This window comes from Citrobacter sp. Cc139, assembly GCF_030334645.1.
Classification (GTDB): domain Bacteria; phylum Pseudomonadota; class Gammaproteobacteria; order Enterobacterales; family Enterobacteriaceae; genus Citrobacter; species Citrobacter werkmanii.
In genome coordinates this window covers 270436-282706 of sequence record NZ_JAOWDM010000095.1, presented here as the reverse complement: position 1 = coordinate 282706, position 12271 = coordinate 270436, and the positions used below count along the sequence as shown (strand labels likewise).

Genomic DNA, 12271 nt, shown 5'->3' with positions numbered 1-12271 from the left:
TACACTCAACGCAATGTTTAATGATGTGGATGTTAACAATGATTAGCGGCGTGCTGTACGCCCTGCTGGCAGGGCTGATGTGGGGATTAATTTTTGTCGGGCCGCTGATCGTGCCGGAATACCCGGCAGTATTACAGTCGATGGGACGCTATCTGGCGCTGGGGCTGATTGCTGTGCCGATCGCCTGGCTGGGACGCGCACGTCTGCGCCAACTGACGGGTAAAGACTGGATAACGGCGCTGGCGCTAACGATGATGGGTAACCTGATTTATTACGTTTGCCTGGCCAGCGCCATCCAGCGTACCGGCGCGCCGGTATCAACGATGATTATTGGTACATTACCGGTGGTGATCCCGGTCTTCGCCAACCTGCTCTATAGCCAGCGTGACGGTAAATTATCCTGGTGGCGTCTGTCACCTGCGCTGATATTGATTGCTATTGGCCTGCTGTGCGTGAATATCTCGGAGCTGAACCAGGGATTACCCGATTTCAGCGGCTGGCGTTATGGCTCTGGTATCGTGCTGGCGCTTGTCTCAGTGGTGTGCTGGGCGTGGTATGCACTGCGTAATGCCCGCTGGCTGCGCGAGAATCCAGATAAGCATCCGATGATGTGGGCGACGGCTCAGGCGCTGGTGACGCTGCCCGTTTCTCTGCTGGGGTACATTGCAGCATGTCTGTGGCTGCATGGGCAAACGCCAGGTTTCGCCCTGCCCTTCGGCCCGCGTCCGGATGTGTTTATCGGCCTGATGATAGCCATTGCGGTATTGTGTTCGTGGGTGGGCGCCCTGTGCTGGAACGTCGCCAGCCAGAAGCTGCCGACGGTGATCCTCGGCCCGCTGATTGTCTTCGAAACGCTGGCTGGCCTGCTGTATACCTTTATGCTGCGCCAGGCTTTTCCGCCGCTGCTGACGCTAAGCGGTATTGCGCTACTGGTAATAGGCGTGGTAATTGCGGTGCGGTCAAAACTGCAGAAACCGGCGGTAGTGCCGGTTTCAGGGGATGCCTGATGGCGCTGCGCTTATCAGGCCTACAAGGACTGTACGATCTCATGTAGGCCGGATAAGGCGTTTACGCCGCCATCCGGCGCGACACTTTAAATACCGCCACGGTCTGGTTCAGTCGTGCTGCCTGCTCTTCAAGCGCGGCGGCAGCGGAAGCGGACTCCTCCACCAGCGAAGCATTTTGCTGCGTCACGCGATCCATCTCGGCAACGGCCTGGCCTACCTGATCGATACCCCGGCTCTGTTCATCAGAAGCAGAGGCAATTTCGCCCATAATGTCGGTCACGCGGGTCACGGCGCTGACAATCTCCGCCATCGTTTCGCCTGCTTCATGCACCAGCGCCGTACCGGCATTGACCCGATTGCCCGAGTCATCAATCAGCGCCTTAATCTCTTTTGCCGCCTGAGCGCTACGCTGCGCCAGAGTACGAACTTCGCCAGCGACCACGGCAAAACCACGGCCCTGTTCGCCCGCACGCGCCGCTTCTACCGCCGCGTTCAGCGCCAGAATATTGGTCTGGAAGGCAATACCGTCGATAACAGAGGTAATTTGCGCGATTTTGCTGGAACTGGTGGCGATTTCGTCCATCGTACGCACTACGCCATCAACCACGGTTCCACCTTTCAGCGCCGTCTGTGAGGCGTTTTTTGCCAGACTGGTCGCCTGACGCGCGTTATCCGCGTTCTGCTTCACGGTGGCGGTGAGTTGTTCCATGCTGGCAGCGGTCTCTTCCAGAGAGGCAGCCTGCTGCTCAGTACGTGAAGAGAGATCGTTACTGCCTGCGGCAATTTCACCCGCGCCGGTGTAGATAGTGTCAGCCCCGTCACGCACCACGCTGACCGTATTCGCCAGCGCCTGCTGCATGTCACGCACATTACTTGCCAGCAGCGCCATTTCATTGCTGCCATCGGCGTTGATGCTATGCGTCAGGTCACCCGCAGCGATGTGGCGAATATGTCCCATCACCTCGTGTAGCGGCTTGAGCAACACGCGCTGCATCGCCAGCCAACTGGCGACAATCACAGTGACGACAGCCAGCATCACGGCAGACAACAGCCAGATTATCTTGCGGTAATCACTCTCATTGTCCTGCACGCCGGCAGTGGCCAGCGCCGTTTGCGCGGCACGCCATTCCCGATACACTTCCTGCATGGCCGTCTGCTTCTGCTCAGCATTCTGCTTGAACATCTCTTCCAGCTTACCTTCAGCCAGCAACGCGTTCATTTTAGCCAGCGTCGCAGAATAGATGCCGTACTGTTCTTCCAGTCGATCGGCCAGACGCTCATCCAGCCCCGGCGTTTCTGGCAGGGCGTAGTATTTATCGTAATGCTCTTTCGACTCGGCCAGCAGACGATTTGCCGTGTTCACCAGTTCTTTCAACTGACCACCGTTGATCTCGCTGGCCATCGTTCCCTGTAAACGCAGCATCCCCCGGTTGAGCGTGACGCGAGCCTGGTTCAGGCTAATCCACGCATCGGTAAATTCAGCCACGTTCTGACTGGAAAGCTGAGAGACATTAAAGTTCTGTTTATCGTTATTGAGTGCGCCAATAAAGACGCCTGCGGAGATGAGCTGCATCGCGCCCAGCGCGAGTAACACGGTGATAAGTAAGGTTATCACTTTGATTCGTTTGAACATCTGTTGCCTTTTATTATGCAGGTATTGTCTGAGGTCTAACTATCGGCAGCGGCGTGCGCTTATTTAATCTTGTGACGCGGCTTTTTTCGCCATTTTTCCCCTTTTCAATAAGATTCAGCACCTTAACGAAATAAGAAATTTTCGTGACGCTCATCACAAAACACCCCACCCCGAAAGGGTTATAGCCTTCTTTATAAGTTGCATTTAAAATACACCTTATATTATTGAGAATGAGGTAACGGCAATGTCTTATCGCGATCAACCTTTAGGTGAACTGGCGCTCTCTATTCCTCGCGCTTCGGCCCTGTTTCGTAAATACGATATGGATTACTGCTGCGGCGGTAAGCAAACGCTGGCACGCGCTGCCGCACGTAAAGAGCTGGATTTAGACGCTATCGAGGCGCAGCTCGCGCAGCTGGCTGAACAGCCGTTGGAGAAAGACTGGCGTACCGTGGCGCTGGCTGAAATCATCGACCATATCATCGTGCGCTATCACGACAGACACCGCGAACAGCTGCCGGAACTGATCCTGCAGGCCACGAAAGTTGAACGCGTCCACGCAGACAAACCGAACGTACCGCGTGGTCTGGCGAAGAACCTGAGCATGCTGCATGAAGAGCTGTCCAGCCACATGATGAAGGAAGAGCAGATCCTGTTCCCGATGATTAAACAGGGTATGGGTAGCCAGGCAATGGGACCAATCAGCGTGATGGAAAGCGAGCATGACGATGCCGGTGAACTGGTCGAAGTGATCAAACACATCACCCATAATGTGACGCCGCCGCCAGAAGCCTGCACCACCTGGAAAGCCATGTATAACGGCATTAACGAGATGATCGACGACCTGATGGAACACATCAGTCTGGAAAATAATGTGTTGTTCCCGCGTGCCCTCGCAGGTGAATAAAAAAAGGCGCCCGAGAGCGCCTTCCTGAAGTCCGAATTCGGCCACTGCTTATGTGGCCTTTTTTATGTCCGATATGGCTACGCTTAACGCACGCCTGCCATACGTTTCTTACCGATAAACAACCAGCCCAGACCCAGCGCGATGAACCACAGCGGCGTCACAATCAGCGCCTGGCGAGTATCCTCTTCCAGCGTCAGCAGTACCAGTACGAAAACAAAGAATGCCATACACACCCAGCACATCAGCTTACCGAGCGGCATCTTGTAGATTGATTTTTCATGCAGGTGCGGACGCTGCTTGCGGTACACCAGGTACGAGCAAAGAATGATGGTCCATACGAACATGAACAGAATCGCCGACACGGTGGTGATCATGGTGAACGCGCCAATCACGCTCGGATTCACATACAGCATCACCACGCCGCCCAACAGGCAGATACAGGAGAAGGTTAAACCTTTCGCCGGAACCGCGCGTTTAGACAGCTTGGCAAACGCTTTAGGCGCCACGCCTTCCTGCGCCAGACCAAACAGCATACGGCTGGTAGAGAACACGCCGCTGTTTGCGGAAGAGGCCGCAGAAGTTAACACCACAAAGTTGATCAGGCTCGCCGCCGCGGGCAGACCAACCAGGACAAACAGTTCAACGAATGGGCTCTTGGATGGCACCACCGAGCTCCAAGGCGTGACGGACATAATCACAATCAGCGCGAAAACGTAGAACATGATGATACGGATCGGGATCGAGTTAATGGCGCGCGGCAGAGATTTCTCCGGATCTTTGGTTTCCGCAGCGGTTGTCCCCACCAGCTCAATGCCCACAAACGCGAACACCGCAATCTGGAAGCCGGCAAAGAAGCCGCTCAGCCCTTTCGGGAACCAGCCACCGTCATTCCACAGATGCGTGAACGATGCCTGAACGCCAGTTGGCGACTGGAAGTGCGTCAGCACCATAACCAGGCCGACGACAATCAGACCGATAATGGCAACGATTTTGATCATCGCAAACCAGAACTCCATCTCACCGAACATTTTTACCGTGGCGAGGTTAAGGCTCAGCAGCAGCACGATCACCGCCAGCGAGGCGACCCAGTCTGAGAGTTCAGGGAACCAGAATTGCGCATACGCCGTAATGGCGACAACGTCGGCCATCCCGGTAACAACCCAGCAGAACCAGTAAGTCCAACCGGTAAAATACCCGGCCCATGGCCCAAGCAGGTCGGAGGCAAAATCACTAAATGATTTGTACTCCAGATTCGAGAGCAGCAACTCTCCCATTGCCCGCATCACGAAAAACAGCATGAAACCGATGATCATATACACAAAGATGATCGACGGTCCGGCAAGACTAATAGTTTTACCGGAGCCCATAAACAGGCCGGTACCGATAGCGCCGCCAATGGCAATAAGTTGAATATGACGGTTTGTGAGATTGCGCCGTAGCGACTGTTCAGACGAAGCCTCTTCTGCGGCTTCGACTTTTACCTGATCTACCATGTTTTTTCTTCCTGTACCTGTCTGTGTTGTTCAGGCTCTACGGCCTTTAGTGTGTCTATGATACGACGATCCTGTTAGCAGGACTCATCGATATTAGGTAAGAATTGGCGGGATGAATACTAAGATTTAGATATAATGTTAATTTAATGTTTAAAGTGAGTGTCATATCACTCTGATAGCGCGAATCAGCTCACAAAAATACACGCTGGTGAGGCATTTGCAAGATAAAATATCGACAACGGCGTAACTATAGCTTTTCACGCTATTTCTTTGCTCCCCCCGGCCTCGGGGGGAACAGAAGTCACTGCTTACAGAATCTCAAGCAGTTCAACGTCGAATACCAGCGTGCTGAACGGAGGAATGGACGCGCCAGCGCCACGCTCGCCGTAAGCCAGTTCCTGAGGAATCGTCAGTTCCCATTTGGAACCCACCGGCATCAGAGTCAGCGCTTCAATCCAGCCAGGGATGACGCCGTTAACCGGGAATTCAGCCGGTTCGCCACGTGCGACAGAACTGTCGAACACGGTACCGTCGATCAGTTTACCAGTGTAATGCACGCGAACGCGGTCGGTGCGTGCCGGGATAGCACCTTCGCCCTGGGTCAGAACACGGAACTGCAAACCGGATTCAGTGCTGTTCACACCCTCTTTCTCACGGTTTTCTTCCAGATATTTAACGCCATCAGCGGCCATAGCCTGGAAACGCTCGCGACGAACTGCATCAGCACGCTCGTGGATTTCACGCAGTGCGCGATGCACAACATCAACCGGCACTGCCGGATGCTTGCCTTCCAGCGCGTCAGCGATACCCGCTACCAGCGCTTCAGGCAACAGCCCTTCCAGACCGGATTCGCTCAGCTGCTGTCCTACCTGCAAACCAATGCCGTAGCTTGCTTGCGCTTCGATAGTGTCAAAAGTCGGGGTAGCCATCATATTTCCTTTCATCGGATGTAAAGTAGCGGGCAGCATATCAGCCATGCCGCATCCGGTAAAACTTTGTCTCGGGAACTGATGACAAATCGCGAGGAAAAAGAAACAATGACTATTGTCCGCATGAATGTCACGAAAGCGGGTACCCGAACAAGTATCATAGAGTTAGCGATCTATACTCTATGACTGAGGAACGAGACGCGGAGCAGGAGGAAAGCCATGCCCGGGCGCTTTGAATTAAAACCAACCCTGGCGAAAATCTGGCATGCACCGGACAATTTTCGCATTATGGACCCGCTGCCGCCGATGCACCGCCGCGGCATTATTGCTGCTGCTATCGTGCTGGTGATCGGTTTCCTGCTCCCTTCCAGCGACAACAGCGATGCACCAGTGGTCGCGCGTACTGCCCAGTTGGATTTGCAGTCGCAGTCACAGCCGCCAACGGAGGCCCAGCTTCAGGCACAACTGGTCGCCCCGCAAAACGACCCTGGCCAGGTCGCGCCGGTTGCGCCGGAACCCATCCAGGAAGGGGAACCAGACGCACAGCCGCAGGCCCAGCAATCTCAGCCACAGACGCAACCTTTCCAGCCGGATAGTGGAATTGACCAGCAGTGGCGTTCCTACCGCGTAGATTCGGGTAAAACGCTGGCCCAGGTATTCCGTGACCACAATCTCCCGCCAACCGATGTGTACGCCATGGCGCAGGTAGAAGGGGCCGGAAAACCGCTGAGCAATTTGAAAGACGGACAGATGGTGCAGATCAGGCAGAATGCCAGTGGCGTAGTGACAGGGTTAACCATCGATACGGGTAATGGCCAGCAGGTCCTGTTTACCCGCCAGCCTAACGGCAGTTTTATTCGCGCCCGATAGCCACGCAGTGCCATCAGGCAGCAAGGTGAAGCGTTAGCGTTTCACCTTGTTCACCCACCAGATCCCCGAACAGACCAGCACCAACGCTACTGCATATTTCCATTCGAGAATATTTTCGCCGAGGAAAATGGCCGACAGTACCGCGCCTGAAACCGGGATCAGGAAGTTAAACGGCGCAATCATCCCCACGCGGTTGTGTTTAAGCAAAATACTCCACAAGGCAAATGCCACCGAAGAGAGCAACGTCAGGTAGCCCAGAATCGCCAACGAAGACGCACCGTGTACGGTCAGCGAGCCACCAAAAGCGTAACCGCCGATCACCAGCGCCAGACCGCCACCGCCCAGTTGATACCCTGTCATTACCGTCGGGTCGACCGTCTGAGAAATGCGTTTGCCGTATAACGTAGCGGCGGAGAGAATAAAGGCTGCCATCACTACCGAGCCGTCCCCTAACAGGCTGAAGCTAAAATCCAGTCCGCTGTTAAAGTTCACCACCATCACGCCAAGAAAACCCAGGATACAACCCAGCGCCTTGTTGTAGCTGAGTTTATCGTTCTGATAGATAAAATGCGCCAGCAGCACGCTGAAGAACGTGCCAGTCGCGTTCATGATGGACCCTTTCACCCCTGTGGTGAACGCCAGGCCAATATAAAAGAAAATATATTGCAGCGAAGTCTGCGTCAGCCCCAACAGCGTGAGCTGACCATATTGACGCGGGCTTAACCGACCAATCGGTTTACGCTGCGCCACCGCCAGCAGGAGCAGCAATAATCCCGCAAACAGGAAGCGATAGCCGGCAAAGACAATTTTCGAGGGAATGTCATCCGTGGCAATCTGGAAGATCTCGTATCCACTTTTGATCGCCGGATAGGCGCTCCCCCACAGCAAGCAGCAGAATGCCGCGCTCAGATAGACAACATTTTTACGCGCAAACAGAGGTTGGTGCGTTGGTTCCATTCCATCACCACTTTGAAATAATGTTTTATTTTTATGATTATCCCGAAAAGGACAAAGAATAGCCAGAGAGAAAGACGGGGAACAGAAAAGCAAAACGCCGACACTAGGCCGGCGCTTTTACGCGGTTAGCAGAATAAAAACTTATTCCGCAACTACGTTTACAGTCAGCTTAGCAAACACTTCGCTGTGAACCTGGAAGCTCACTTCGTGCTCGCCAGTGGTACGCAGAACGCCGTTCGGCAGACGAACTTCGCTCTTAGCTACTTCAACGCCAGCTGCAGTTACAGCGTCAGCGATGTCGCGAGTACCGATGGAACCGAACAGTTTACCTTCGTCGCCTGCTTTAGACGCGATGGTTACGGTTTCCAGTGCGTTGATTTTCTCAGCACGAGCTTCAGCAGCGGACAGAACGTCAGCCAGTTTAGCTTCCAGCTCAGCGCGACGCGCTTCGAAAAATTCAACGTTTTTCTTGGTAGCAGGAACAGCTTTACCCTGTGGTACCAGGAAGTTACGAGCATAGCCCGCTTTAACGTTAACCTGATCACCCAGGCTACCCAGGTTTGCTACTTTATCAAGCAGAATAACTTGCATTACCTTATCCTCTCAAAGTCGTATTAATGGACCGTGACCGATTACTGATGACGATCAGTGTACGGCAGCAGGGACAGGTAGCGAGCGCGTTTGATAGCGCGAGCCAGCTGACGCTGGTATTTTGCACGGGTACCGGTGATACGGCTTGGGACAATCTTACCGCTTTCGGTGATGTAGTTTTTCAGCGTAGCGATATCTTTATAGTCGATCTCTTGAACGCCTTCCGCGGTGAAACGGCAGAACTTGCGACGACGGAAATAACGTGCCATATGGCTAGTCTCCAGAATCTATCAATTCAATCTGCTCGGCATGCAGAACCATTTTGCTCAGGCCGTTCTTTGCCTTATGGCAAGAGATGAACCCCTGAACGGTTACTGCGCTACCGACCGTTATACTGTGAGTAATGGCCTGGTTTTCGTGTCCGCTAACAATAACGGGCATTTGGCACCACGCCTGCCGGTGAAACCCGGCTTCCTCCTGCACAGAACGATGCTCAAGCACGAACTGGCAATGAGGAATTCCTGATGGACTGACCTTTCGAAGGGGGGCCCTGCACACGGTGCCGGACAACGCCAGACGGTTGGTCATCAGAAATTACTCTTCAGAATCCCCAGCTTCAGCATCATCTGCGGTTTCGTTTGCGAAATCATCGCGACGCTCACGGCGCTCGTCTTTCGCTTTAACCATCGGAGATGCTTCGGTAACAGCGTGTTTAGTACGCATAACCATGCTGCGGATAACGGCATCGTTGAAGCGGAAGGTAGTTTCCAGCTCATCGATCACTTCCTGCGGCGCTTCAACGTTCATCAGAACGTAGTGAGCTTTGTGCAGTTTGTTGATCGGGTAAGCCAGCTGACGGCGGCCCCAGTCTTCCAGACGGTGGATCGTGCCTTCTGCGCCAGTGATGGCAGCAGTGTAGCGTTCGATCATACCCGGAACCTGTTCGCTCTGGTCAGGATGGACCATAAAAACGATTTCGTAATGACGCATCGAATTGCTCCTTACGGATTATTCAGCCTCCTGTCTGGGTCAGCCGAGGCCCATGGAGGCAAGGAACGTGTTAAAGGTCGGCTGAAAAATGACGCGTCATAATACTGGGGTCAGCCGGTAAACTCAAGGTGCTTGTACGATTATTTACCATGTCGCCATTAATACATATCCAGCAGCATTTTGACGCTAATGCAAATGGAGACAATGACAATCATCGGCCGGATAACTTTCTTTCCGCGCGTCAGTACCACCGTTGCGCCCAGGCGCGCGCCGAGCGATTGTCCGGCAAACATCACCAGCCCCAGCGACCAGATCATTTTGCCGCCGAAAATGAAGAACAAAATCGAGGCGATGTTCGATGCAAGGTTAATAAAATTCGAGTGAATTTGTGCCTTATCGATGCTGTATCCCCACAACAGGATATAGCAGAGCGTATAAAAGGAACCCGCACCAGCGCCAAGAAATCCATCATAAAAGCCAATGCAGCCGCCGCAGATCAGAGAAAAGAAAAACAGGGATACCTGCGGCTTTCTTTTCGGTTCGCTAAGGTTGGGAGCGGAAATAAAGTAGATGGCGACGGCGATAATTAGTACCGGAAGCAGTTTTTTCAACACCTCCGGTTCAATGAACTGAATGAGCGTCGTGCCTAACGCTGAGCCGATAAAAGCAGACAGGAAGACATACTTGTGCTCCTGCACGTTGATATGTCCCCGGCGTAAAAAGTAAATCCCGGAGGTTAGCGAACTGCCCAGCGCCTGAATTTTGTTGGTTGCCAGCGCGTTCGCCGGAGGTAAACCAGAAATTAACAGTGCGCCAATAGAGAGAAACCCACCGCCGCCCGACACCACGTTAATAAAGCCAGCCACCAGCGCGACCATAAACATAATCACGAAGTAGCTGAAATCCATGAATGAAGTATCCATAAGTTTTTGCCTTATTATCATAAAGTTATATTAATTATACGGCTCACTATAAACAGGGTATCCATCCGTTTAAATTGACTATTTGGTATGAGCTTGTGCGCGAAAGACAGGTATTTTTTAACGCAGCGGTATCTATCAGTTACCTGTAAATAAAAGAAAAGGCGGGCATGCGGTAATTTTTTGAACAACTGCATCAGAAATGGTCGCTAACGCCTGCGCCGGCAGCGGTTAAAATTACATCAGAAGCTCATCACTCACAGGAGAGAAGCAACCAGAGACCGCAGTCGAGGAGGTACATATGCGAGCCCGTGTTTTAACCCTTCTGGCTGTGCTTTTGCTCAGTGCAAATGCAACGGCAGCCATCCAAATTGACAATCATCAGGCCAGGAATATGGATGATGTGCAGAGCTTAGGCGTCATTTACATAAATCATAACTTCGCCACTGAAAGTGAAGCCACTCAGGCCCTGAATGAAGAGACCGATGCGCAAGGCGCAAACTACTACCACGTGATCCTCACCAGGGAACCCGGCAGTAACGGAAATATGCACGCCAGTGCGGATATTTATCGCTAACACCAGAAACAACCAACGAGAACATTGCCACCGTTTGACTTGCCCCCTCACCGGGGGCTTTTTTTTGCACATCAGGTAAATGAGAATTATTTTTCTTTGTATCTTATCCTGGTCATCATTTACTGATTAAATAAAGCATTACCGAACTGATACTCTGGGGCGAAACCATGTTTGCACGCTATGCAACGCTGAATCGCATACCAAAAGGCGTTTGGGTGCTGGGCGGCGTGAGTCTGCTCATGGATGTCTCCTCCGAAATGATCCATAGCCTGTTGCCGTTGTTTATGGCAACCACGCTGGGAGCCAGCGTCATTATCATTGGCCTGATTGAAGGATTAGCTGAAGCCACCGCGCTGATCATTAAGGTTTTTTCCGGCGTTCTCAGTGATTATCTGGGAAAGCGCAAAGGGCTGGCGATGCTCGGTTATGGTTTGGGGGCGCTGAGTAAGCCCCTGTTCGCGATGGCGGGCTCATCAGGCATGGTACTCAGCGCTCGCATGATTGATCGTGTGGGTAAAGGTATTCGCGGCGCTCCCAGGGATGCGTTAGTCGCGGATGTCACCCCGTCCGAGATCCGCGGCGCCGCCTATGGTCTGCGCCAGTCTTTGGATACCATTGGCGCATTTCTGGGCCCCCTGCTCGCCGTCGGGCTAATGCTGCTATGGAACAACGATTTTCACACTATCTTCTGGGTTGCCGTCATCCCTGGGGTGCTCTCTATCGCCCTGCTATGGTTTGGCCTGAGTGAACCGAAAACCCCCGTCACTGATAAACGCACCAATCCGTTACGACGGGAAAACCTGAAAAAGTTGAGTGCAGCCTACTGGTGGGTCGTGGGACTGGGCGCGCTCTTCACGCTCGCCCGCTTTAGCGAAGCGTTTCTCGTGTTGCGCGCATATCAAATGGATATCCCGCTGTTTGCCATTCCGCTGGTGATGGTCGCCATGAATCTGGTCTACAGTCTGTCGGCTTATCCTTTTGGAAAAATGTCTGACAGCATGAACCACTCCCGCATGTTACAGGCGGGCCTGCTGGTCCTGATCGCGGCGGATATCACTCTGGCGCTGAGTCACCACTGGAGCACGTTACTGATAGGCGTGGGACTGTGGGGGATTCATATGGGCATGACGCAAGGGTTGCTGGCTGCCATGATTGCGCATACCGCGCCAGCAGAACTACGCGGTACGGCCTTCGGTATGTTTAATCTGATCAGTGGCATCGCCCTGCTGTTAGCCAGTACCGGCGCGGGCATTCTGTGGGAAACGTTGGGCGCAGCCTCGACGTTTTACGCTGGTGCTGCCATTTGTGCGTTGGTTTTAGCAGGAATGCGATTTACGCCAGCAGCTTACCAGCAACGCTGAAGATTGCCCCGAACAGATCGGTGACGCACATCCGCA

General features: G+C 53.2%; 14 protein-coding genes. 5 read left to right on the top strand and 9 right to left on the bottom strand.

Annotated elements, in window-relative coordinates:
- Positions 1 to 38: 38 nt before the first annotated feature.
- On the top strand, positions 39 to 1007 hold the full coding sequence (locus tag OGV69_RS24670) for a DMT family transporter (protein WP_069324746.1): 969 nt from the start codon (positions 39 to 41) through the stop codon (positions 1005 to 1007).
- A 61-nt stretch (positions 1008 to 1068) separates the two neighbouring features.
- On the opposite strand, the gene OGV69_RS24665 is transcribed toward OGV69_RS24670, so the two are convergent.
- Positions 1069 to 2640, bottom strand: a complete 1572-nt coding sequence (locus OGV69_RS24665; protein ID WP_069324745.1) for a methyl-accepting chemotaxis protein — start codon at positions 2638 to 2640, stop codon at positions 1069 to 1071.
- A gap of 244 nt (positions 2641 to 2884) precedes the next feature.
- Between OGV69_RS24665 and ytfE the strand changes: the two genes are divergently transcribed.
- Positions 2885 to 3547, top strand: coding sequence for an iron-sulfur cluster repair protein YtfE (gene ytfE / locus OGV69_RS24660; protein ID WP_069324744.1), 663 nt, complete (start codon positions 2885 to 2887; stop codon positions 3545 to 3547).
- Positions 3548 to 3630: 83 nt separating this feature from the next.
- Here the strand turns inward: ytfE and cycA are convergent, their stop codons facing one another.
- Positions 3631 to 5040, bottom strand: coding sequence for a D-serine/D-alanine/glycine transporter (gene cycA / locus OGV69_RS24655; RefSeq protein WP_038636591.1), 1410 nt, complete (start codon positions 5038 to 5040; stop codon positions 3631 to 3633).
- Positions 5041 to 5348: 308 nt separating this feature from the next.
- Positions 5349 to 5969: a BamJ family beta-barrel-assembly machinery protein gene (gene bamJ, locus OGV69_RS24650; RefSeq protein ID WP_038642968.1), complete on the bottom strand. Its 621-nt coding sequence runs from the start codon at positions 5967 to 5969 to the stop codon at positions 5349 to 5351.
- Positions 5970 to 6188: 219 nt separating this feature from the next.
- Between bamJ and OGV69_RS24645 the strand changes: the two genes are divergently transcribed.
- Positions 6189 to 6839, top strand: a complete 651-nt coding sequence (locus OGV69_RS24645; RefSeq protein ID WP_069324743.1) for an OapA family protein — start codon at positions 6189 to 6191, stop codon at positions 6837 to 6839.
- Positions 6840 to 6872: 33 nt separating this feature from the next.
- On the opposite strand, the gene OGV69_RS24640 is transcribed toward OGV69_RS24645, so the two are convergent.
- From OGV69_RS24640 to OGV69_RS24615, 6 genes are all read right to left on the bottom strand, one after another.
- Positions 6873 to 7796, bottom strand: a complete 924-nt coding sequence (locus tag OGV69_RS24640) for a DMT family transporter (protein ID WP_069324742.1) — start codon at positions 7794 to 7796, stop codon at positions 6873 to 6875.
- A 141-nt stretch (positions 7797 to 7937) separates the two neighbouring features.
- A complete protein-coding gene (gene rplI, locus OGV69_RS24635) occupies positions 7938 to 8387 on the bottom strand; it encodes a 50S ribosomal protein L9 (protein ID WP_003025676.1) in 450 nt (149 codons plus the stop codon).
- 41 nt (positions 8388 to 8428) lie between these two features.
- Entirely contained in the window at positions 8429 to 8656 is a 228-nt protein-coding gene (rpsR, locus tag OGV69_RS24630) for a 30S ribosomal protein S18 (RefSeq protein WP_000135199.1), read from the bottom strand.
- Positions 8657 to 8660: 4 nt separating this feature from the next.
- Positions 8661 to 8975 (bottom strand): primosomal replication protein N, encoded by a 315-nt coding sequence (gene priB / locus OGV69_RS24625; RefSeq protein ID WP_006686338.1) that lies wholly within the window; start codon positions 8973 to 8975, stop codon positions 8661 to 8663.
- A gap of 6 nt (positions 8976 to 8981) precedes the next feature.
- A complete protein-coding gene (rpsF, locus tag OGV69_RS24620) occupies positions 8982 to 9377 on the bottom strand; it encodes a 30S ribosomal protein S6 (protein ID WP_003025672.1) in 396 nt (131 codons plus the stop codon).
- Between the two features lie 158 nt (positions 9378 to 9535).
- Entirely contained in the window at positions 9536 to 10300 is a 765-nt protein-coding gene (locus tag OGV69_RS24615) for a TSUP family transporter (protein WP_038636579.1), read from the bottom strand.
- Between the two features lie 298 nt (positions 10301 to 10598).
- Here OGV69_RS24615 and yjfY point away from each other — a divergent pair, with 298 nt between their 5' ends.
- Entirely contained in the window at positions 10599 to 10874 is a 276-nt protein-coding gene (gene yjfY / locus OGV69_RS24610; protein ID WP_038636575.1) for a DUF1471 family protein YjfY, read from the top strand.
- A 167-nt stretch (positions 10875 to 11041) separates the two neighbouring features.
- On the top strand, positions 11042 to 12235 hold the full coding sequence (locus OGV69_RS24605) for an MFS transporter (RefSeq protein ID WP_069324741.1): 1194 nt from the start codon (positions 11042 to 11044) through the stop codon (positions 12233 to 12235).
- The last annotated feature ends 36 nt before the right edge of the window (positions 12236 to 12271 follow it).